19 protein-coding genes and 1 other RNA gene are annotated in these 22,482 nt (G+C 63.6%); 7 read left to right on the top strand and 13 right to left on the bottom strand.

The window, feature by feature from the left end:
- The first annotated feature begins 52 nt into the window (after positions 1 to 52).
- Positions 53 to 479, top strand: an RNA gene (gene rnpB, locus JQ628_RS20275) — RNase P RNA component class A.
- A gap of 154 nt (positions 480 to 633) precedes the next feature.
- On the opposite strand, the gene JQ628_RS20270 is transcribed toward rnpB, so the two are convergent.
- The 3 genes from JQ628_RS20270 to JQ628_RS20260 form a co-directional block, all read right to left on the bottom strand.
- On the bottom strand, positions 634 to 2,088 hold the full coding sequence (locus JQ628_RS20270) for a GntP family permease (protein WP_212224804.1): 1,455 nt from the start codon (positions 2,086 to 2,088) through the stop codon (positions 634 to 636).
- Between the two features lie 4 nt (positions 2,089 to 2,092).
- The gene (locus tag JQ628_RS20265) at positions 2,093 to 3,112 is read right to left on the bottom strand and encodes a patatin-like phospholipase family protein (RefSeq protein WP_212224802.1); all 1,020 of its coding nucleotides are present in this window, start codon (positions 3,110 to 3,112) and stop codon (positions 2,093 to 2,095) included.
- 174 nt (positions 3,113 to 3,286) lie between these two features.
- Complete coding sequence (locus tag JQ628_RS20260; protein WP_212224800.1) at positions 3,287 to 4,006, bottom strand: alpha/beta fold hydrolase; 720 nt, start codon at positions 4,004 to 4,006, stop codon at positions 3,287 to 3,289.
- 180 nt (positions 4,007 to 4,186) lie between these two features.
- Here JQ628_RS20260 and JQ628_RS20255 point away from each other — a divergent pair, with 180 nt between their 5' ends.
- Both JQ628_RS20255 and JQ628_RS20250 read left to right on the top strand, forming a co-directional pair.
- The gene (locus JQ628_RS20255) at positions 4,187 to 4,930 is read left to right on the top strand and encodes a sulfite exporter TauE/SafE family protein (RefSeq protein ID WP_212224798.1); all 744 of its coding nucleotides are present in this window, start codon (positions 4,187 to 4,189) and stop codon (positions 4,928 to 4,930) included.
- Positions 4,931 to 5,023: 93 nt separating this feature from the next.
- Positions 5,024 to 5,938, top strand: a complete 915-nt coding sequence (locus JQ628_RS20250) for a DMT family transporter (RefSeq protein WP_249128152.1) — start codon at positions 5,024 to 5,026, stop codon at positions 5,936 to 5,938.
- Here the strand turns inward: JQ628_RS20250 and JQ628_RS20245 are convergent.
- The 3 genes from JQ628_RS20245 to JQ628_RS20235 form a co-directional block, all read right to left on the bottom strand.
- Positions 5,910 to 7,286, bottom strand: a complete 1,377-nt coding sequence (locus JQ628_RS20245; protein ID WP_212224794.1) for an MATE family efflux transporter — start codon at positions 7,284 to 7,286, stop codon at positions 5,910 to 5,912. The two genes, JQ628_RS20250 and JQ628_RS20245, sit on opposite strands and share 29 nt — an antisense overlap.
- 64 nt (positions 7,287 to 7,350) lie before the next feature.
- Entirely contained in the window at positions 7,351 to 9,147 is a 1,797-nt protein-coding gene (locus tag JQ628_RS20240) for an ABC transporter ATP-binding protein (RefSeq protein ID WP_212224793.1), read from the bottom strand.
- A gap of 292 nt (positions 9,148 to 9,439) precedes the next feature.
- Positions 9,440 to 10,591 (bottom strand): hypothetical protein, encoded by a 1,152-nt coding sequence (locus JQ628_RS20235; RefSeq protein ID WP_212224792.1) that lies wholly within the window; start codon positions 10,589 to 10,591, stop codon positions 9,440 to 9,442.
- Between the two features lie 134 nt (positions 10,592 to 10,725).
- Here JQ628_RS20235 and JQ628_RS20230 point away from each other — a divergent pair, with 134 nt between their 5' ends.
- From JQ628_RS20230 to JQ628_RS20220, 3 genes are all read left to right on the top strand, one after another.
- Positions 10,726 to 11,166 (top strand): SxtJ family membrane protein, encoded by a 441-nt coding sequence (locus JQ628_RS20230; RefSeq protein WP_349628096.1) that lies wholly within the window; start codon positions 10,726 to 10,728, stop codon positions 11,164 to 11,166.
- Between the two features lie 63 nt (positions 11,167 to 11,229).
- Positions 11,230 to 11,379 carry a DUF5989 family protein gene (locus JQ628_RS20225; protein ID WP_212224791.1) on the top strand — a complete coding sequence of 50 codons (150 nt, stop codon included), beginning with the start codon at positions 11,230 to 11,232 and terminating at the stop codon, positions 11,377 to 11,379.
- A gap of 3 nt (positions 11,380 to 11,382) precedes the next feature.
- A complete protein-coding gene (locus JQ628_RS20220) occupies positions 11,383 to 13,212 on the top strand; it encodes a carbamoyltransferase family protein (RefSeq protein ID WP_212224790.1) in 1,830 nt (609 codons plus the stop codon).
- Here the strand turns inward: JQ628_RS20220 and JQ628_RS20215 are convergent.
- Positions 13,209 to 14,801, bottom strand: coding sequence for a DHA2 family efflux MFS transporter permease subunit (locus tag JQ628_RS20215; protein WP_212224789.1), 1,593 nt, complete (start codon positions 14,799 to 14,801; stop codon positions 13,209 to 13,211). The genes JQ628_RS20220 and JQ628_RS20215 overlap by 4 nt on opposite strands.
- Positions 14,802 to 14,841: 40 nt before the next feature.
- On the bottom strand, positions 14,842 to 16,128 hold the full coding sequence (locus JQ628_RS20210) for an HlyD family secretion protein (RefSeq protein WP_212224788.1): 1,287 nt from the start codon (positions 16,126 to 16,128) through the stop codon (positions 14,842 to 14,844).
- 182 nt (positions 16,129 to 16,310) lie between these two features.
- Here JQ628_RS20210 and JQ628_RS20205 point away from each other — a divergent pair, with 182 nt between their 5' ends.
- Positions 16,311 to 16,943 carry a TetR/AcrR family transcriptional regulator gene (locus tag JQ628_RS20205; protein WP_212224787.1) on the top strand — a complete coding sequence of 211 codons (633 nt, stop codon included), beginning with the start codon at positions 16,311 to 16,313 and terminating at the stop codon, positions 16,941 to 16,943.
- 830 nt (positions 16,944 to 17,773) lie between these two features.
- Here the strand turns inward: JQ628_RS20205 and JQ628_RS20200 are convergent.
- The 5 genes from JQ628_RS20200 to JQ628_RS20180 form a co-directional block, all read right to left on the bottom strand.
- Positions 17,774 to 18,478, bottom strand: coding sequence for an ABC transporter ATP-binding protein (locus JQ628_RS20200; protein WP_212224785.1), 705 nt, complete (start codon positions 18,476 to 18,478; stop codon positions 17,774 to 17,776).
- Positions 18,462 to 19,193 (bottom strand): ABC transporter ATP-binding protein, encoded by a 732-nt coding sequence (locus tag JQ628_RS20195; protein ID WP_212224783.1) that lies wholly within the window; start codon positions 19,191 to 19,193, stop codon positions 18,462 to 18,464. The genes JQ628_RS20200 and JQ628_RS20195 overlap by 17 nt, the downstream gene beginning before the upstream one ends.
- Positions 19,190 to 20,164 (bottom strand): branched-chain amino acid ABC transporter permease, encoded by a 975-nt coding sequence (locus JQ628_RS20190; RefSeq protein WP_212224781.1) that lies wholly within the window; start codon positions 20,162 to 20,164, stop codon positions 19,190 to 19,192. Before JQ628_RS20190 ends, JQ628_RS20195 begins: the two co-directional genes overlap by 4 nt.
- Entirely contained in the window at positions 20,164 to 21,042 is an 879-nt protein-coding gene (locus JQ628_RS20185; RefSeq protein WP_212224779.1) for a branched-chain amino acid ABC transporter permease, read from the bottom strand. The genes JQ628_RS20190 and JQ628_RS20185 overlap by 1 nt, the downstream gene beginning before the upstream one ends.
- Positions 21,043 to 21,204: 162 nt before the next feature.
- Positions 21,205 to 22,449, bottom strand: a complete 1,245-nt coding sequence (locus tag JQ628_RS20180; protein WP_212224777.1) for an ABC transporter substrate-binding protein — start codon at positions 22,447 to 22,449, stop codon at positions 21,205 to 21,207.
- Positions 22,450 to 22,482: the final 33 nt, after the last annotated feature.

The following is a 22,482-nucleotide window of genomic DNA, read 5'->3' as shown; positions in this document are numbered from 1 at the left end:
TTCGGCTCGTTTCGGCTTGACGCGGCCGCCTTCGGCCCCCATCACAGGGGCGTCAGTCGGCCGGACGGCCGCTCCCGCTACGGCCGAAAGGCTGCGGGGGAGGAAAGTCCGGGCTCCATCGACATGCGGTGCCGGATAACGTCCGGCGGGGGCAACCCCAGGGAAAGTGCCACAGAGAACGAACCGCTTCCCCCACTCGAAAGGGAGGGGGCAGCAAGGGTGAAAAGGTGCGGTAAGAGCGCACCGCGTTTCCGGCAACGGAGGCGGCATGGCAAACCACACCGGGAGCAAAACCGAATAGGGACGGCAACGCGGGCTGTTCGCGCAAGCGATAACGCCGCAGGGCGATGTCAGGCTCGCCGTCCGGGTAGGTTGCTTGAGGCCATGTGCGAACATGGTCCCAGAGGAATGGCCGTCACGTATCGTCCGCGCAAGCGGGCGGTGCCCTACAGAACCCGGCTTACAGGCTGGCTGATATTCTAAAGCGTTTTCGAGCGAAGTGGACTTCCGGTTCGCGTGAAGAAAACGCGTCTTACTAACCAGAATGAGGGGTTCGGCGCGAACACGCCGGACCCCTCGCCACTTCCCTGTCGGAGAAAATGGCGGGCAGCACGAGCGACGTTGTCGTTTGTGTCAGAACGACCCGAACGCGGTGCCGATTGCAATCGTCGCGGCCAGTGCGACGACGGAGTTCACGATTCCGACCATGACGATGTCGCGATAGCTGTCGCGATGCGTCAGCCCGCAGATCGCCAGCAGGCTCACGACCGCGCCGTTGTGAGGCAGGATGTCCAGTGTCCCCGAGCCGATCACCGCCACACGGTGCAGAAGGCCGGGATCAATTCCGGCCTGCGCGGCTATCTCCATGTAGGTCGGTCCCAGCGCTCCGAGCGCGATCGTCAAGCCGCCGGAAGCCGAGCCTGTCAGCGCCGCCAGCATGTTCGTGGCGACGGCCAGTGACACCAGCGGACCGCCCTCGATTCCCAGTACCCAATCGCGCACCATGCCGAATGCGGGAAGCGAGGCGACGACGGCGCCGAATCCGACAAGGCTCGCGACGCTGACGGCCGGCAGAACGGACGCGTTGGCGCCGGCATCCATGGTTCGCCGCAGCGCGGGCAAGCGTGTCCAGTTGCAGAGGATGACCGTCGCGATCGCCGCCGTCAGCGCGACGACGACCGACCAGACACCGGCCACCGCGGGCAGCGAGGTGCTGCCCCACCGCGGTTCGGCCAGGAACGAGAAATCCAGCCGAGGCAGGATGACGAGCGACATCGCCAGATTGACGGCAACGACGACGATCAGCGGAAGCACGGCGTTGAAAACAGGGACCGCGGCTTCGCTGTGATGCCCCTGGCGAAGTTCAGCCGGGTCGAATTCGCGCGCCGTCGTCGCCCGCTCACGCAACAACTCATCGTTGGCGGCGTCCCTTGAAGCGGGCAGCGGCTCGTTGCCATAACCCTCACCTGCACGGCGCGCCATGTTCTCTGCGCGAAGCAGCCACCACAGCCCGATGCTCAACATGATGATCGCAGCAATGATGCCAAGGCCGGGCGCCGCGAAGGCTGTCGTGCCGAAGAACGGCATCGGTATCGCATTCTGTATCGAAGGCGTGCCCGGCAGCGCCGACATGGTAAATGTCGACGTCCCGAGGATGACGGCCGCCGGCACCAAGCGGTGCGGTATCCCTGCCGTGCGAAACAGCGACTGCGCCATCGGAACGATGACGAAGAACGCCACGAACAGGCTGACCCCGCCATAGGTGACCAGCGCGCCTGCGAGCACGACGGCCAGAATGACCCGGCGCTCGCCCAGGAGGCGGGTGACGAAGCTTGCGACCGCCGTAACCGCGCCGCTGTCATCCATCAGCTTGCCGAATAGCGCACCGAGCAGAAAGATCGGAAAGAACTGCGCAAGAAACTGCGCCGCGCTGCTCATGAAGGTCTGCGTCCAGCTCGCGAGCAACGGCTGTCCGCCGAAAGCGGCTGCCAGCAGTGCACAGAGCGGGGCCAGCAACAGGACGCTCCAGCCGCGAAAGGCCAGACAAATCAGAATACCAAGCCCAACCAGGATGCCGAGCAGACCCATGGTCTCAGCACTCCGCCAGCAGGATATCCAGATCTGCCGTCGAACGCTCGCCAAGATCGCCGCCGTGCGCGTCGAGGAACTCCGTTGCGGCGCGCCGTCCTTCCTCGTGCAGTTTGGACACAAACGCCCATTCGGCGTTGAGCTTGGATGACGAACCGAACGTCGCCAGCATGTCGCTCTTGATCCGGTGCGTCTTCATTTGCGCCCAGCGGGCGCCTTCTCCGGTGCCGGGGTCGGCAACCTGACGAAGCAGCGCGATCATCCGCAGCTCTTTTGCCAGCGGCGAATTGAATGAAATTTCATTGAGACGGTTGAGGATATCAGCGGCCGTGCGCGGCTCTTCCGGCCGCTCGGTCGGGTTGATCTGGACAACGATGGTGTCGCGCGCGTCGGTCTCGCGCACCAGCGGCGTGATCGTGGGGTTTCCGGCATAGCCGCCGTCCCAATAAGGCTCGCCCTCGATCTCGATGGCGCGAAACATCGTTGGCAGGCAGGCCGACGCGAGCAGGACATCCGCCGTGATCTCCGCATTGCGGAAGATGCGCCCGCGGCCCGTCCGCACGCGCGTGGCCGTCACGAACAGCTTGATCGGTGCCTGCGCAAGGCGATCGAAATCAATGCTCTCGGCCAGTATTTTTCGCAGCGGGTTGAAGCCGATGGGATTGAGCTCGTAGGGCGACAGCATCCGCGACATCAAGTCGGTGAAGAGATAGGCGGGAGAGCTGTCGAGCGACCAGCGTCCCATCAGGCGATCGAGCGGCGACCGCTGCAACGGACTGAAAACGGCGGCACGCGAAACGCTTCGCCAGTATTTTTCGAGTGCCTCCCGCGCGCCCGCGTTGCCTCCCACAGCAAAGCCGTCCACCAGTACGGCGGCGTTCATCGCCCCGGCGGACGTACCGGATATGCCTGCAATCTGAAGCCACGACTCTTCAAGGAGGCGGTCGAGGACACCCCACGTGAACGCACCATGCGATCCGCCGCCCTGGAGGGCCAAATCGACCAGTACCGGGCTTCGGTTCATCAGCCCCTACTCACAACTTCCACGCGGGGCGAATTATGTCGCAGTTTGACCGAACAAGCGAGGTCAAGTTGCCGTTGCCGGCCGCCTCGCGATCAACGCTATCCCGCGCGCTTCAGGCGTGGCCGGTCGATTTGTCTTAAAAGCGACACACAGAGCTGGAGGCGCGCGCCAGCCTCACCCGGTCCCGGCCGCGATCTTCTCCAGCAGCGCCATCAATGCCTCCGGCGCGGTGACATTCGGCGAGTGGCTGGCGTCGATCTCATAATAGCGCCAGGCCGGATCGTTTTTCGTCTCTTTCGAAAATCGCCCAAACGTATCCGCGGGCGTGATACGCGTGGCGTAGATATAGCTGCGCGGCAGCGTCAGCGGCGCGGACAGTTTCAACTTCTGTTCGAAGCACTTGACCGGCATGTTGATACGGCGCGCGTTCAACCATGGAAGGTCTTCCGGCGAAGTATCCGGCGGCGTCGGATTCGGCGGCACCCGCCAGCCGTCGCCGCTCTTTGCCGCTTCGCGCATACGCTCCTGCGCCACCTCGTTGAGATCGAGCAGCGACTGGCCGTCCTTCGGCACAAAGGCGTCGATATAGATGAGTTGCTTCACCTTGTCCCGCGCGCGGTCGGCGACGCCGGTCGCGACCATGCCGCCATAACTGTGGCCGACCAGCACGAAGTCGCTGAGGTCTTCATACTTGATGACGTTCAGCATGTCCTCGATGTGGGTTTCCAGATCGATTCCGGGATGGGCGAGATGCGCGCGCTCGCCCAGGCCAGTGTAGCTCGGCGTGATCAGACGATGCCCCGCCTTGATCATCAGCGGATGCATCTTCTTCCACGCCCATCCAGCGGACCAGGCGCCGTGACAGACCAGGAATGTCTTGGGAGATGAACTCATCGGGCGTTTCCACGAAGTTGTTGTTTTGTTGGCGGTTGAGATAGTACCCGCCGGTTTCGTCGTGTAAATGTCGCCGCCTCACACACCGTCATTCCGGGATGGTCAAGGACCAGACCCGGAATCTCGAGATTCCGGGTTCGATGCTGACGCATCGCCCCGTAATGACGAAAGAGGGAAGAGTTGACCGCGGCCACCTATGCGCTCCTGCTGTTCGGCGCACTTGCCGGTGGCTTCGTATCCGGGCTTGCCGGATTCGGCACTGCGCTGATGGCGCTCGGCATCTGGCTTTACGTGTTGCCGCCGGCGATTGCGGTGCCGCTGGTGCTGATCTGCTCGGTGATCGCACAGGTCTCCACCCTGCCCTCGATCTGGAAGCACATCGATTTCTCGATCATCTGGCCGTTCCTGATCGGCGGCCTGATCGGCGTGCCGATCGGCACCATGCTGATCGCACACGCCGACCCGCACGTATTCAAGCTGACGGTCGGCGTCTTCCTGCTGGTTTTTCCGACCGCACTCTATTTCCAGCGCTCCGACATGGCCTTCACCTTCGGCGGCAAGCCGGCGGACGCGGCGATAGGTTTCGCCGGCGGCATTCTGGGCGGGCTTGCCGGATTGTCCGGACCGTTGCCGATCCTGTGGGCCAGCGTGCGCGGCTGGACCAAGGAGCAGCGGCGCGGCATTTTCCAGATCTTCAATTTCAGCATTTTGGCTGCGTCGCTGCTTGCTCAGATTACGATCGGCATCGTCAAGGCTGACGTCTTCTGGCTGGCGCTGATCGCCTTTCCCGGCACGGTGATCGGCGCCTGGCTGGGCGCGCGCACCTATCACGCGCTGAACGACCGCAATTTTCGCGACGTCGTGCTTGGCCTTCTCTTCCTGTCCGGTGTAGGGCTTGTATGGAGCAGCATTGCACCGAGTTGAGCCGCGCATGGCGGCCATGTGCACCGAGTAGATTGCTGTACGCCGCATGGCGAAGCCTGTAACCACCCTGCCATGTCCTCCACCACGCAAGTCATGCCGGTAGATTCGTCGCGCGAGCGCCTCGGCCTCTTCCTGGGCTTTGTCGGCATGGCGATCTTTGGCGGCACACTGCCGGCGACCCGGCTTGCGGTGTCCGCGATCGATCCGATCGCCTTGACCGCGATGCGCGCAGCGATCGCCGGCCTGTGCTCGCTGGCGGTGCTGCTCGTGCTGCGCCGGCCGATCCCGCCGCGGGTGCTGTGGCCACAGCTTGTCATCGCCATGCTCTGCGTCACCGTCTTCTTCCCGCTGCTGATGGCGTTCGGCATGCAGACGGTCGACGCCTCGCATGGCGGCGTCGTGCTCGGCGTGCTGCCGATCGCAACTGCGCTGGTGGCGGTTGCCATTACCCATGAGCGGCCACGGCCGCTGTTCTGGATCGCTTCGCTGGCGGGTGCCGCGCTGGTGATCGCCTTTGCCTTGCGGCAAGGCGGCGGCGCGATGTCGGTCGGCGATCTCCTGCTGTTCGCAGCGGTCGTGGTTTCCGCGATCGGCTACGGTTTTTCGGGACGTTTGACATCGTGCATGCCGGGCTGGGAAGTGATCTCGTGGGTGCTGGTGATCGCGCTGCCGATCTCTATTCCCGCCACGCTGCTCACCATGCCGTCCGACATCATGCAGATCCCCGCGAAGCCGATGCTCGGGCTGCTCTATGTCGCGCTGTTCTCGCAGTGGATCGGTTTCTTTGCGTGGAACGCGGGTATGGCGATGGGCGGCATCGCCCGGGTGTCGCAGGTGCAATTGTTACAGCCCTTCGTCACCTTTGCGCTGGCGGCCCTCTTCAATGACGAGACTATCACGCTCCAGATCGTGCTGTTCGCCGTCGCCGTGGTCGCGACGGTGGCCATCTCGACCCGAACCCGCGGGCAGAAGGCATCAGCTACCCAGCCGCCATTGGCTCCGGACTGAGTTTCCGCTCCAGCGGGGCCAGCCGTTTCCTGAACTCGCGGCGCAGTAGCCACAAGCTAAGCACTGCCTGGAGCGTGGTCGTGGCGATCGAGAGGTACCAGACCTGCTCGATCGCGAAGCCGGGTCGTGTCGAGAGCCAGATCGCCGGCACCGCATACAACAGCAAGCGCGAGGTCGCGCTCAGCAGCACCGGCTTGGTATTGCCGAGGCCCTGGAACGTGCTGTGGCAGGTGAAGGTCACACCCTGCACGACGAGGTTCAACGACACCAGTTGCAGGAACCCGACGGCGACCGCCATGGCTTCCCGATCCTCGGCGAAGCCGGCGAGCAACAGGCCGGGCTTCCACTGCGCCAGAATCGTGAAGCCGATCATCACAACGGTCGCGATCGCCAGCGCCTTCACGAAAGTTTCGCGCACGCGATCGGCGTTACCCGCGCCGAAGTTCTGGCCGACGATGGGCGCGGCTGCGAGCGCGACCGCCAGCGCCGGCATCTGGATGAGACCGAGCACGCGCGTGCCTATGCCGAAGCCGGCCTGCGCCGCCGCGCCGAAATCGCGTAGGACGTAGTAGATCACGCCCATCCAGGCGAAGATGATCGCAAACTCGCCGCCGGCCGGCAGTCCGACGTTGAGGATGCGCATCCATTGCGGCAACTGCGGACGCCACTGCGAGGGCACGAAGCCGACGTAGCGCTCGACCTTCTGGAAGTATGCGAGCAGCATCAGCACGGCGAGGAAGACGGCGATCGAGCTAGCGAGGCCCGCGCCGGCAACGCCGAACGCGTGGCCGGTACCCCAACCCGCGATCAGCACCGGCGCCAGCGCGATGTTGATGATGACCGCGAACGCTTGAATCAACATGGTCGGGCGCACGATGCCGGTCGCCCGCAGCGCGGCCCCCATCACCTGCGTCACGAATTGCAACGCCAGCGCCGGCATCAACCACAGCAGAAATGTAGTGCCCGCCTCGACGGTAGCCTCGTCAGCGGCCACGGAGCGCATATAAGGCCGCGCCAGCATGGCGCCCACGGCCAGTGTCAGCAGGCCGCACAGTACCGAGAGGACAATCGCCTGGTTGAAGATCAGGCTGGCATCGGCCCGGTCCTTGCGTCCCACGGCATGCGACATCAGCGCAACCGTGCCGACGCCCAGCACCTGCATGAACCCGTTGATCAGGAAGCCCGCATTGCCGGCCGCGGCCACGCCCGCGACCGCGGCTCCGCCGATTTCAGCGACAAAATACAGATCGACGAGCTGGCAGATCATGATGGTGATCATGCCCGCGACGATCGGCGGCGCCATGTTCAGGATGTGGCTCACGATGGAGCCTTGCGTCAGGTCTTTCATTGCCCCATTCCATCTTGGTCGCGTGGCTGTCCGGACATCCGCCGGTCAGCCACGCGCCATCATTTCATTCCGCCGCCGAGATGAACTCCGTCGCCTGCCGCTCGAACAGGCCGCGATAGATGCCGCCCGGCCGCGCGGTCAGCGTGGCGTGGGTGCCCTGCTCGACGATCTTGCCGTGATCGAACACCAGGATGCGGTCGAGGCTGTGCACCGTCGAGAGCCGGTGCGCGATCACGATCGAGGTGCGGCCTTTCATCAAGCGCTCCATCGCCTGCTGGATCAGCCCTTCCGATTCCGAATCGAGACTCGAAGTCGCCTCGTCCAGGATCAGCACCGGCGCATCCGCCAGGAAGGCGCGCGCCAGCGCGACACGCTGACGTTCGCCGCCCGACAGCTTGACGCCGCGCTCGCCGACCAGCGTGCCGTAGCTCTTCGGCAGCCGCAGGATGAAGTCGTGCGCATTCGCCAGCCGCGCCGCCTGCTCGATCGCCGCCATGCTGGCGCCGGGCCGGCCATAGGCGATGTTCTCCGCCAGCGAGCGGTGGAACAGGATCGGGTCCTGCTGCACAATCGCGATCTGGCTGCGCAGCGATTGCTGTGTCGCCTTGGCGATGTCCTGACCGTCGATCAGGATGCGCCCGCCGGAGACGTCGTACAGCCGCTGCACCAGTTTGACGAACGTCGTCTTGCCGGAGCCGGAGCGGCCGACCAGGCCGACGCGCTCGCCGGCGCGGATGTCGACCGACAGCCCGTCATACAGCGGCGTCGGATGGCCACCGTAATGGAATGTCACGTCGTCGAACACGATGCGGCCGCCCTCGATATCGATCGGCGCGGCATCCGGCGCATCGGCAATCCCGATCGGCTCGGCATGGATCGCGACCAGTTCCTCCATGTCGTTCACCGAGCGCTGTAGATTGTTGATGTGCATGCCGACATCGCGCAAGTAAGCGTGGATGATGTAGTAGCTGGTCAGCACGTAGGTGACATCGCCCGGCGAGGCGCGGCCGGCGATCCACAGCAGGATCGCCCCGCCGATCACCGAGCCGCGGAAGCACAGCAGCACCGCGAGTTGCGCCGTCGAGGTGTAGTTGTAGCGGTACCAGGTCCGCTGCACCCGCGCGCGCCAGCGTGCGATGACACCCTCGAGCCGCGCATCCTCGCGCGCCTCCGCGCCGAACGACTTTACCACCGCGTTGCAGGTCAGCGCGTCCGCCAGCGTGCCGCCGACGCGCGTATCCCAGGCATTGGAGACCCGTGCGGCGGGGGCGATGTACAGCGTCGAGAACGCCACCGTCATCGAGACATAGATCACCGTGCCGACCGCGATGACCGCACCCAGCGAAGGCCAATGCAGGCCGAGCAGGATCATCGAGCCCACCAGCACCGTCAACGACGGCAACAGCGCCATCAGGAGCGTATCGTTCAGCAGGTCGAGCGCCCACATGCCGCGCGTGATCTTGCGTACGGTCGAGCCGGCGAACGAGTTGGCGTGCCAGTCGGTCGAGAAGCGCTGCACGCGCGCGAAGGAATCACGCGCCACGTCCGACATGATCTGTAGCGTGAACGGCACGATCGCCTGCAAGCCGGTCAGCCGCAGGATCATCGAGATCAGGCCGAGCGCGACGATGGCGCCGAACGCGACGAACGCCGCATGACGCGCGCCTGCATCTTCCGCACCGCGGGTCAGGGCGTCGACGAGATGGCCGGAGAACACCGGCATGAACAGGTCGGCCGCGGTTGCGCCCAGCAAGCCGCCGGCGACGGTGGCCGTGCGCCAAGGCTGATTCAGCCAGTGGCGGAACACGAAGGGAATCACCACGCGAATCGCGGCGGGTCGGTTCTTGGATCGAACGGTCATGGCGTCATCCGGCTACGCTTTCCGCGCAGTCCGGCTCCATCTGAGGGGCGCAGGGCCGCCGCGGGGCGAGCGCACGCGTCGTTGAAAAAAGGAAGCTAACTCGTTGGGAAGCTTGGGGATCGGGACGTCAGGCCCGATCGATGCTGGCGGAGGTGGCGCTCAGAAAGCGCAGGTGCCCAGCGAAAGCATCGAACGCGGGCGTACGATCTGCGAATACATCGAAATCATGCAAATCTCCCCGGTTCGAGCGACAATGCGCTGCTTATAAATGCATCGGGCGTGATTTGCAACATCACGGTTTTGAGAACAGTCGCTTTGCGACTTCCTCGAACACCAGCCGGTTGCCCGCGGCCGAAAAATGATCGTCGCCGACGATGTAGAGGCGCTCGTACCAGTTCTTGTCGGCATCGGCTTGCGCGAAGAACACCGGAAACAGGTCGATGAATGCCTTGCAGCGTCCCTCACAGAATTCGCGCCAGAGCGAGACCTGCCGGCTGTTGCGATCGCCTTGCGCGATCTGCTGCGCCCAGGGGTAGACCACGATGGTGAGCGGGATTTTTCGTTCCGCCAGCAGGTCGGATAACGCCCGCATGTTCTGCACCGAACGCGCGATCCCTCCATCGATGCCGAGCGGCCGATAGCTATTACCGGGCTCGGCCCGCGGGTTGGTCCAGCCGATCCGCGCGTAATCGGTGCTGAGCGCGATCTTGCGGTTGCCGGACAGCGACTGCGTCCATCGTTTGATGGCGATACGGATGCGGTTGGTGATCACGAAGCGATCGATCAGAAAATTGGGCTTTTTCGGATCCGCCGCCACCGCCTGCCTGGAGCCTTCCGCATTCGTGCAGTATTGGCGATATTTCGGGTCGTCATCGATGCAGAAATAGGAATTCGCTTCATCAGTCACGTCGGACGGATCGGAGAACAGCACGACCTCGCCGAACTGCAAGCCGCTGTCGAGCAGATATTTGATCTTCTTGTAGTAGATGCTCGGCGAGTAGGACGCGACGCCGGCATTGAGGAACTCGATCTTGTCACGGCGCTGTTGCCCGGCCTGATCGAGCAGGCCGGCGAAGGAGTCCTCATAGGTCATGCCGATCCCTTCGGCAAAGGAATCGCCGATCACGAGGATACGCCGTGTGGACGCCTTCATCGGCACGTTGCGGGCGGAAGAATCCTTGAAGCCGAGGCTGTTGGTGATCAGCCGGTAGCGCACCTCGCCCCAGACATCATGACCGTCGAAATTGGGGGCAAATCCGTGGTCATAGGCCGGGTTCGCGATCCGCGCCGAGCGTTCCTTCTCCTCGCCCATGGTGAGGCTCGACCAGGCGAAATCGAAGATGAGGAACAGGACGAGGCAATAGACGACAAGGGCCGTATTGGCGAGGGCGCGCCGCACGGTGAAATAGCGCCTCCACCCGTCCTTTTTTGCAGTTTCAGACATACCTTCCGGCCCACCCAGGGTCATCGTTTGGGGCTTCCCTGAGGCGACTGCAAAGCATAAAAGCCTCGGGATCGAAAGGGACGGCCGCGGGCAATCCGGCCTGTTCCGACGGGGCGCAAGTCAGGGATAAATTGGTGGCAGATCAGGCGAAATCGACGACGCACGAGGTGTTTTCCCGCGAGGAGAAGATCGTTGCGGGATCCGATCGCTCGTTCGGGTTCGTGATGGCGGGCGCGTTTGCACTTTTGAGCCTGCTCAATGCCTGGCACGTCGGACGCATCTGGCCGTGGACCGGCACGCTGGCCGCACTGTTCCTGATAGCCGCGCTGGTTCGCCCGGCGGTCCTCAATCCGCTGAATCGAATCTGGCTGAAATTCGGGCTGCTGCTGCACAAGATCGTCAACCCGATCATCATGGCGCTGCTGTTCTTCGGCACCGTGCTGCCGACCGGTCTTGTGATGCGCGCGATGGGCAAGGACCTGCTGCGCCTCAAGCGAGAGCCCGATGCCGACAGCTACTGGATCGTGCGAACGCCGCCCGGCCCTTCGCCCGAGACGATGAAGGATCAGTTCTAACGCGCGGTCCCTGGGGTCGTTCTGGGGATCGCGCATCAAGCAACGGATTTGAGAGAGCAAGTAATGGATTTCCTGAAAGAGCTTTGGCGCTTCATGCGCGTGCGGAAGAAATTCTGGCTGCTGCCGATCCTGATCATGATGGTGGTGTTCGGCGGCCTGGTGGTGCTCACCAAGGGCTCGGCAATCGCGCCGTTCATCTACACCCTGTTCTAGACGATGCGCATCCTCGGCATTTCCGCCTTCTACCACGACAGTGCCGCCGCGCTGATCGAGGACGGCCGCATCGTTGCGGCGGCGCAGGAGGAGCGCTTTACGCGGAAGAAGCACGACCCGGGCTTTCCGCATCATGCGATCGCCTATTGCCTCGCGGAAGCCGGGATTGCGGCGGAGGAACTCGATCACGTCGTGTTCTACGACAAGCCGTTCCTGAAATTCGAGCGGCTGCTGGAGACATACGTCGCGATGGCGCCGCGCGGGTTTGCCTCGTTCAAGATGTCGATCCCGCTGTGGCTGAAGGAGAAGCTGTTCCAGAAGAGCCTGTTGACCAGCGAGCTCAAGACGCTCACCGAGACGTTCGATCGCGAACGGCTGCTGTTCTGCGAACATCATCTTAGCCATGCTGCGTCGGCGTTCTATCCCTCGCCGTACGAGAGCGCGGCGGTGCTGACGATGGACGGCGTCGGCGAGTGGGCGACGACGTCGGCAGCGGTCGGCGACGGCAGCAAGCTGGAGATTTTCCAGGAGATCCACTTCCCGCATTCGCTGGGGCTGCTGTATTCGGCCGCCACCTACTACACCGGCTTCAAGGTCAACTCCGGCGAATACAAGGTGATGGGGCTGGCGCCCTATGGGGAGCCGAAATACGCAAAGCTCATCCTCGACAATTTGATCGACTTGAAGCCGGACGGCTCGTTCCGGCTGGATATGTCGTACTTTGACTATTGCACCGGCTTCACCATGACCAACGACCGGTTCGCAAAGCTGTTCGGTCAGCCGGTGCGCAGCCCCGACCAGTTGCTGACGCCGTTCCACATGGATGTTGCCGCGTCGATCCAGGCGGTGCTGGAAGAGACGGTGCTGCGGATGACGCGCAGCCTCGCCAAGCAGACGAACTCGCGGAACCTTTGCCTTGCCGGCGGCGTGGCGCTCAACTGCGTCGCCAACGGCAAGATTTTGCGCGACGGACACTTCGACAACATCTGGATCCAGCCGGCGGCGGGCGACGCCGGCGGCGCGGTGGGCGCGGCGCTGTCCGCCTATCACGGCTTTCTGAACCAGCCGCGCACGACCAACGGCGCCGATGGCATGACCGGCGCCTATCTCGGTCCGCGCTACGAGCAGGCCGACATCGAGCAACGACTGAAGCAGGCCGGAGCCAAATTCACCGTGCTCGATGAAGCCGGCATGATCGATGCGACCGCGCAGGCGCTTGCCGACCAGCAGGCGATCGGCTGGTTCCAGGGCCGGATGGAATTCGGCCCGCGCTCGCTCGGCGCCCGCTCGATCCTTGGCGATGCGCGCTCGCCGGCGATGCAGAAGAATCTCAATCTCAAGGTCAAGTACCGCGAGAGCTTTCGTCCCTTTGCGCCCGCCGTGCTGCGCGAGGACGTGGCCGACTGGTTCGATCTGTCGTCCGACAGCCCTTACATGCTGATCGTCGCCGACGTGCGCGGCGACAAGCGGCGGCAGATGACCACCGAGGAGCAGGCGCTGTTCGGCATCGACAAGCTCAACATCGCGCGCTCCGAGATTCCGGCGGTGACGCATGTCGACTACTCGGCCCGCGTTCAGACGGTGCACCGCGAGACCAATCCGCTGTTTCACCGGCTGCTCGGCCGCTTTAAGCAGCTCACCGGCTGCCCGGTGCTGGTGAACACCAGCTTCAACGTGCGCGGCGAGCCGATCGTCTGCACGCCGGAAGACGCCTTCCGCTGCTTCATGGGCAACGAGCTCGATCTGTTGGTGGTCGGCAATTGCGTGATGCGCAAGTCGGAGCAGGATCCTTCCCTCAAGCTGGACTACAGTTCAGCGTTCGAAGCGGATTAGTGATCGCTGGTCGCCCCGCCGAGCGCCGCGGCGGACGGCTTGTGCAGGAACAGCACCAGCACGCTGAGGCCGAGATAGAAAATCGTCAGCAGGAAGAAGGCGTCGCCATAGCCCATCACGGCGGCCTGCCGGTGCACGATCTGGGAGAGCTGCTTCAGCGCCATCAATGCGGAATCGCCCATGCCTTGCATGCGCTGGGAGAAGTTGTTGAGCGTCTCGACCGCTGACGCGTTGCCCCAGTTCACCCGTTCGTGCAGCCGCGCGATGTGCAGGTCGGTGCGCTCGTTCAGCACCTGGTTGATGACCGCAAGCCCGATCGCGCCGCCGAGATTGCGCATCAGGTTGAACAGGCCGGAGGCGTTCTTCACCCGCTCCGGCGGCAGCGTTCCCAGTGCAATGGTGTTGGTCGGGACCATCGCGCACATCATGCCGATGCCGCGCAGCACTTGCGGGACGAACAGCTCCCAGAAATCGTAGTCTTTCGTGATCCAGGTCATCTGGTAAGAGCCGATCGCGAAGGTAACGAGGCCGAAAGCGATGATCCATCGCATGTCGATCACCGTCATCAGCCGCCCGATGATGGGCGCGACCAGGAACATGGTGATGCCGGAAACGAACATGGTCTCGCCGATCATCAGTGCGCTGTAGCCGCGCACCTCGGCGAGATAGCGCGGATACATGTAGGTCAGGCCGTAGAGGCCGACGCCGATGAACAGCGCGATCAGGCAGCCGATGCCGAAATTGCGATCGGCAAACGTCGTGAGGTCGACGATCGGCTCCCGCGCCGTGAACACGCGCCAGAAGAAGGCAATCGCCGACACCGCGCAGATCGCAGCGCAGACCGCGATCGAGGTGTCCTGTAGCCATTCATAGCGCGGCCCCTCCTCCAGCACGTATTCCAGCGTGCCGAGGAAGAGCGCCATGAACAAGAGGCCCCACCAGTCGAAATGCTCGAGCAGCTTGAAGTCCGGCCGGTCGAAATCGCACAGGATCAGCACGCCGATGGTGATGCCGATGCCGGGCACGATGTTGATGAAGAACAGCCAGTGCCACGACATCCAGTCGGTGATGATGCCGCCGACGGTCGGCCCGATGGTCGGCGCCAGCGTCGCAACAAGTCCGATGATGGGGCCGACGATGTAGAATTTCGAGCGCGGGAACACGGTGTAGGCCGAGGCGAACACCGTCGGAATCATGCCGGCGCCCAGAAATCCCTGGATGGCGCGCCAGATGATCATCTGCTCCAGCGTCGAGGCGAAGCCGCAGAAGAAGCTCGCGATGGTGAAGCCGGAGGCGGAGATGGCGAACAGCAGCCGCGTGCCGAGCGCGCGCGACATGAAGCCCGACAGCGGGATCGCGATCACCTCGGCGATCAGGTAGGACGTTTGCACCCACGACACTTCGCTCTGGCTCGCAGACAAGCCGGCCTGGATTTCGTTGAGCGAAGCCGAGACGATCTGGATGTCCAGGATCGACATGAACATCCCGAACACCATGATGAGGAACGCGAACAGCCGCCTCGGCGGAATGCGTTCATCCGCGGCTGCGGGGTTCATCATCTCTGGCGGAGCGGTGGTGGCGTCGGCCATGATCTGCTCGGATCGATCGGGCTTTCACCCGAAGCCAGAATTATTTCGGGTGCGTCATCCCGGGTGAATCGAGATCGGCCTCGTCATCGGCGTCATGCGCGCCTTCGCGAGTGTCGACCGTGGTGTAGACCGACATGCCGGCGCGCAGCAGGTTCTGTTTCGCCACGCTCTTGGGCACGCGGATGCGCACCGGCACGCGCTGCACGATCTTGGTGAAATTGCCGGTCGCGTTATCAGGCGGCAGCAGCGTGAACACCGATCCGGCGCCCGCCGAAAGGCTGTCGACCACGCCCTTGAACTTGCGGAAGCCGTAGGCGTCGACCTTGATCGTCACCGGCTGGCCGGGACGAATGCGCTTGAGCTGCGTCTCTTTGTAATTGGCGTCGATGAAGACCTCATCGAGCGGCACGATGTTGCCGAGCCGCTGGCCGGCCTGGATCATGTCGCCGAGATTGACGAGGCGATTGGAGAAAGTGCCGTCGACCGGCGCGCGCACGAAGGTGAAGTCGAGATCGCGCTCGGCCTTGGCGAGCACGGTCTGCAATTCCGCGAGTTGCGCGCGGGCCTCGGCCTGCTGCGCCTTCGTTACCTCGACATTGTCGCGCGCGGCGTCATAGGCGGCCTGCGCCGCCTTCACCGCGGCGACGCCCTGATCGCGGCCGGCCTCGGACACTTCGAAGGTGGCGCGCGAGGCAAAGCCTTTGGTGGAGAGCTGCTGCTGGCGCTCGAAATCCAGCCCGGCGCGTTTCAGCGCGGCTTCGGCGGAGACGAGCTGCGCCTTCGACTGCTCGACCGCGCTCTCCTGCGCGACGATCTGCCGGCCGATGCGATCCACCGTGGCCTGCTGGGTCGCGATCCTGGTGCGCGCAGAATCGACCGCGATGCGATAGTCGCCGTCGTCGATGCGGTAGACGACGTCACCCTTGCGCACCACCGTGTTGTCGCCGGGAAGGATCGCGGCGATATGGCCGGCGACGCGCGCACCGAGCATGGTGTTGTTGGCGCGGACATAGGCGTCGTCGGTCGAGACATAGAAGCGGCCGACCAGAACGTAGTAAGTGGCGTAGCTGGCGGCGGCGAGCGCGAGCAGGGCGAGCACGCCCATCATGACGAATTTCTTGCGGCCACCTTTTGGCGCGGGGCTATCTGCCGCCGGAGGCGCCGGCCTGGCGTCGGGCGATTGGGCCGGCGCCTCGGTAGCCTGGCGCCTGGTCTCTTCCGCAACGTGGGTGCGAAGCTGCTCCGCCAGCTTCGCCGGCTCGTGCGCCTCGCCCTCCGCATCCGCCGAACGCACAACGCGGGCGGCCTGATCTCTCGCTGCGGCCATTACGGCCTCCCCATTATCAATGCACGCGGACACGCGCGGCCGTTCGGCCACGAGCCGGGTACGCTAACGAATATCATTGACCGAACCGTTCGGTCAATATACATTTCTGTGAGCCGAACATAGGGGCCAAAACTCCTTCAAACAGGTTCGCTAGTTTGGAAATCGTTCGCGAAGATAAACCAATGGTTGCAGCCGATACAATCAGACCCACCGAAGAAGATTCCTCCAAGCGCCGCCAGATCCTCGACGGCGCACGGAAGGTATTCATGAATCTCGGCTTTGACGGCGCCAGCATGGGCGAGATCGCGCGTTCTGCCGGCGTCTCCAAGGGCACGCTCTACGTGTACTTCGCGGACAAGAATCGCCTGTTCGAGGCGATTGTCGAGGAAGAGTCGCTCGAGCAGGGCAAAATCGCCTTCAATTTCGATCCGGCGCGCGATGTCGAGACCACGCTGCGCGAGTTCGGACGCGCCTATATCCAGGTCCTGTGCCGGCCGAGCGGCGGCTCGGCGGTCCGCACGGTCATGGCGATCGCCGAGCGGATGCCCGACGTCGGCCGCCGCTTCTATGAACATGTGCTGCAAAAAACCATCAGCCGCCTCGCCGACTATCTTGCCGCGCATGTGAAGTCCGGCGATCTCGCGATCGACGACTGCCAGCTCGCTGCGTCGCAATTCATCGAGGTATGCAAGGCCTCGCTGTTCCTGCCGTTCGTGTTCCAGGTCGCGCCTGCGCCGTCGCCCGAGCGCGCCGGCGCCGTGGTCGACAGCGCGACACGGATGTTTTTGGCGGCGTACCAGGCGAAGGCGAAGTAGAGGGAGCGTTGTTGCGTCACCCACGGTCGTCATCCCCCGCCACCCGGTCCGGCCTTTGGCCGGCCGGATGACAGGCTCCGGCGGGGGAACCAGTACGCCGCGGCCTCTCGATTCAATCACTGACGTCTCTGGAATGCTGGATCGTCCGCCCCAGTGCGCAATTGCGCACAAGGCGGACGATGACGAGTGAATACGCGGCGGCGTTCTCGCGACACGATGTGCCCGAGTTTTCCAATCTCGTTGTCCCTCTTCAAAAACAGAGGGAGCAGGGAATGCCGGGTGCGCGCTGCACCCGCGGTCTCGTGTGCGCTGCTTGCGCAACAAAAAAATGCACACGAGCATACAGGTGAGCGGAGAACACTCCGACATCCCCTGCGCAATGGCTTTACGGCTTATATCGCGCTCTCCCTGGTGAGCGGGCTTGTTGTCACCATCGCCTGCGAAAAATTCTCGCAAGCTTAGCGCCAGCGTCGCGGCGCCAGGACCACACGACTTCGCCGTACGCCCTTGTTCAGTCGTCTGCTGAACAAGGGCGTCCACCGCATCTCATCCCAACGTGTGGTGGCGACGGCCAACGCCCCTCCTCGGGGATGAGGTGCCGCTGTTATAATTCTGATTTTCAGAATTTGAAAGTGAAATATTTTTGCGTCGATGGCTTGACGAGATTCTGCTGATTTGCCCGACAGAGCGATGTGTTTGAACAACTTCAATAATTCCAACTAGGCAAAGCGTAGGATGGGTAGAGCGCAGCGAAACCCATCAAATTGAGGGCGCAGAAGAGGATGGGTTTCGCTTCGCTCTACCCATCCTACGAGGCAACGTCAGCCCACTCACAATCCCAGATACGCCTTGCGGACGTCAGGATTGACGGCGATCTCGGCCGCCCTGCCCTGCATCAGCACGCGGCCGGTTTGCAGGATGTAGGCGCGGTCGGCGATTTCCAGGCATTCGGCCATGCGCTGCTCGACGATCAGCACGGTCATGCCGGCGTCGCGGATGCGTTTGACGGCCTGAAAAATCTCGTCGACCAGCTTTGGCATGATGCCCTGCGAGGGCTCATCCAGCATCAACAGCCGCGGGCGCGTCATCAAAGCGCGGCCGATCGCCAGCATCTGCTGCTCGCCGCCGGACAGTGTCTCGGCGCGCTGCTCGAGGCGTTCGGACAAGCGCGGGAACAATTTGAAGACGAGATCGAGCGGCGCCTCGCGGTCGGCCTGGCTGCGGTAGAGGTAGCTGCCGAGGCGAAGATTGTCGTGCACCGAGAGGCGTGGAAACAGCCGGCGGTTTTCCGGCACATAGGCAATGCCGCGGGCCGTGATCAGATGCTGAGCCATGCCGTCGATGCGGTTGCCGTCGAAGGTGACCGTGCCGGAGCGCGGCCGCTCGGCGCCGGCAATGGATTTCAGCAGCGTGGACTTGCCCGCGCCGTTGGCGCCGGCGACACAGACGATTTCGCCCTTGGCGACCTCAATGCTGACGGAGGAGATCGCGACCAGCCCCTGATAGGCGGTGGTGACTTCATGCACCGACAGCATGACGGTCCCCCAGATAGGCTGTGATCACTTTCGGATCGCGAACGACGTCGGTGGGCTTGCCCTCAACCAGCACCTTGCCGAGATCGAGCACGATGGCGCGGTCGACCAGCGGCATCACGATCTCCATGACGTGCTCGACCATCAGGATGGTGACGCCGGTGTCGCGCACCTTGCGCACGAGTTCGACGCCCTTCTGGGCTTCGATCGGCGTGAGACCCGTGAGGCATTCATCGAGCAGCAGCAGTTTTGGTTCGGTGGCGAGCGCGCGGGCGACTTCGAGGCGGCGCTTTTCCGACGGGATGAGATCGCTGGCGAGCACGTCGGCGCGCGCGCCGAGGCCGCAGAACTCCAGCACCTCGTGGGCCTTCCGCCGTGCCACCTTCATCACGGTGTTGCGGACCAGCGCGCCGACGATGACGTTGTCGATCACGGTCATGGTCTCGAAACTTTTCACCACCTGGAAGGTGCGGCCGATGCCGCGCTCGCAGCGCTCGGCGGCCGGCAACCTCGTGACGTCCTCGCCGTCGAACCAGATCGAGCCTTGCGTGGGCGGCAGCGCGCCCGCGATCAAGTTGAACAGCGTGGATTTGCCGGCGCCGTTGGGGCCGATCAGGCCGACGATTTCGCCGCGCTCGACCTTGATCGAGACATCGCTGTTGGCGACGAGGCCGCCGAAGCGCTGCCAGACGGCGCGGGTTTCCAGGAGCGCCGTCATTGTGCCGGCACCTTGCGCGAGGAGAACAGACCGACGAGGCCCTGCGGGCGCGCCAGCGAGATCAGCACGATCAGGCCGCCATAGACGATGAGGTCAACGCCGCGGCCGGAGCCGCCGATATAGGAGCGCGTCAGTTCGGTGAGCGGGATCAGGATGACGGCGCCCAGCACGGGGCCCCAGAGTGTGCCGATGCCCCCTAACACTGCGGGCAGCGCCATCAGCAGCGAGAACTGAAAGCCCATCACGCTTTCGGGGTCGATATAGGAGACGAACTGGGCATAGAAACTGCCGCCGATCGCGACCAGAAAGGCGGAGACCGCGGCTGCGCCCATCTTGGAATTGAACACGACGACGCCGAGGCTTTCGGCGGCGTCCGGATTATCCTTCACCGCGCGCCACCAGAATCCCCATTTGGAATCTTCCAGCCACCAGGTGACGAACCAGGCGACGCAGGCGAGCGCCAGCGCGAAGTAGAAGTACGGCAGCTTGCTGCGGGTGAACTGGAAGGTCAGCCAATTGTCGCCGCGGATCGGGATGTCGATGCCGAGCGCGGCGCCGGCCCAGGTCCAGTTGTGGAACAGCAGCAAGCCGATCTCGGCAATCACGATGGTAGCGATGACGAAATAGTGCCCGCGCAGGCGGAAGCAGGGATAGCCGAGACCCATCGCAATCAGCGCCGAGATGACGCCGCCGGCGAGCATGCCGAACCATGGTAGCACGCCGAACTTAGTGAATAACAAAGCGGTCGTGTAGGCGCCGATACCGAAATACAGCGCATGGCCGAGCGATATCTGGCCGCAATAGCCTGAGAGGATGTTCCAGCTCTGCGACAGCGCGGCATACATCAGGGTGAGCACCATGATGTTCTGGACGTAGACGTCCTTGACGAACAGCGGCGCCAGCGCGGCGAGGCCTGCGAAGATGAAGGCGACGAAGAGGTCGCGGCGACGGCGTTGATGAAAGCTGTCCATCACATCGATCCGAACAGGCCGCGCGGCCGCACGAAGACCACGAGCAGATAGACGGCGTAGATACCGACCGATTTCAGCGCGGGCGGCAGCATCAGCGCCGTGGCCGCCTCGACGAGGCCGACGATGATGCCGCCGGCAAAGGCGCCGAACACGCTGCCGAAGCCGCCGAGCGCCACGGTGATGTAGGCGATCAGCGCAAAGGACGCGCCGACATCAGGGTAGATGTAGAAGAACGTCGCCATGATTGCGCCTGACAGGCCGACCAGCGCAGCGCCGAGACCCCAGCCGAGCGCGAACACGCGGTTCTTGTCGATGCCGACCAATGCGACCGCGCCGGCGTCTTCGCGGGTGGCTTCCAGCGCGCGGCCGAAATCGGTGCGGTTGATGAAGAAGTAGAGCCCGACAAACGCCAGGATCGCCACCAGCGCGCCGAAGAGTTGCGGCTGCGGCAGGAAGATGCCGCCGATCGAGACGGTCTTGCCGCCGAGCCAGGAGTGATTGACGCTGCGGTAGTCCGGCGTGAAGAAATACTGCGCGAGGCCCCGCATCACGATGGCCAGGCCGAAGGTGGAGAAGATCTGCACCATGCCGGCGTTGGCTTTGGCGCGCACGGCGAAGCGGACAATCAACAGATACACCACTGCTCCGAACACGAATAACGCCGCCGCCACCAGCGGCATCGACAGCAGGGGATCGAGGGCGAAGAACGCGAACAGGAAGAAGGTGATGTACATCGCGATCATCAGGAACTCGCCATGGGCGAAGTTCACGACGTCCATCAGGCCGAAGATGAGCGCGAGGCCCACGGCGATCAGCCCGTAGAGCAGGCCCATGAGGAGGCCGCTGGCGAGACTCTGGATGATGGTTTCGGCTGTCATGGGCGGGGCTCCGCATGACGAACCTCATCCTGAGGAGCTTGCAACGCAAGCGTCTCGAAGGATGGCTTCAAGGGAGGACTCGCGGCCATCCTTCGAGACGCGGCGAAGACGCCGCTCCTCAGGATGAGGACCGAGTGTGCAGGGCGAGGAACGCTTCGCATCTTACTTCATCGGCCAGACGGCTTGCGCGACGGCGGCCTGCGGCGGGAAGATGGTAACGAACTTGCCGCCGATATATTGCAGCAGCACCGGATCGGCATCGTTGTTCTGGCCCATGCTGTCGAACTTGACGCGCTTCCAGGGCATGATGGTCTGCTCGCCCGGCAAGTCGGTCGCCACCAGCGCCTCGCGGATCTTTTCGCCATCGGTGGACTTGGCGCGATTGATGGCTTCCGCCATCACGATCAGGCCCATGAACTGGCGCGAGGAATAGTCGTTGAAATCCTTGCCGGACCTGGCCTTGAACATGTCGTTGATCTTGCCGACCATCGGGCGCTTCTCGGCGAGGTCGAGCGAAAAACTGCCGCGCGAGATCACGCCTTCCAGCTTGTCGCCGACGGCGTCGTACAGCGCCTTTTCGGAGAAGCCGGCGTCCTGCGCGACGATCGCGTTCGGCTTGTAGCCGAGTTCGGCCATGGTCTTGACCAGGAGGATGCCGTCGGTGGTGTAGCTCGAGGGCATCAGCACGTCGGCGTTCGCCGCCTTGAGCTGCTGCACTTCGGCCGACAGCGAGGGCGAGTTGGCGCGGTACTTGATGTCGGTCGCGATCTTGTAGCCGCGCTCGTTCGCCAGCTTGAGCTGGGCATTGCCGGAGTCGGTGCCGAAGATGGTGTCTTCATGGAACAGCGCCAGCGTGTCGATCTTGGTGCCCTTCTTCTTCATGGCGTCGAAGAAGTCGAACATCGCCTGCGAGAACATCTCGTCATGCGGCGCGGCGCGGAAGTAAAATTTGAGACCGCGGCGATGCAGGCTCGGCGAGGAATTGTCGGCGGACAGGAACGGCACGCCATACCGCTCGCAGATCTGGCTGACAGTGACCGCAACCGCGCTCTGATAGGTGCCGATGACGGCGCAGACCTTTTCCTGCGTGATCAGGCGCTCGGCTTCGGCGCGGCCCTTCTGCGGATCGGCCTGGTGGTCGGCGAAGACGAGACGCACCTTGGCGCCGCCGAGGCCGGGAATGCCTTCGCCTTTCGCGAGCGGCAATTCGAAATCGTAGTTCTTGTTGATCAGGTCGGCCGCGGTCTCGAACGCCTTCTGCGCATCGACGCCGATCTGCGCGCTGGCGCCCGACAGCGGATAGATCACGCCGATCACCACTTCCGAAGTTTGCGCGCGGGCTCCGAGCGGAGCGAGCGCGGCGGTCGCGGTGGCACCAAGCAGGACGTCGCGGCGAGTGATCTTCATTGCAATTCCCCTGTTAGACGAAAGCTAGCGATG

Origin of the sequence: Bradyrhizobium lablabi (assembly GCF_018129385.1) — a bacterium.
Lineage (GTDB): Bacteria > Pseudomonadota > Alphaproteobacteria > Rhizobiales > Xanthobacteraceae > Bradyrhizobium > Bradyrhizobium lablabi_C.
The sequence above is the reverse complement of the archived record's forward strand: the minus strand, read 5'-3'. Positions and strand labels throughout refer to the sequence as shown.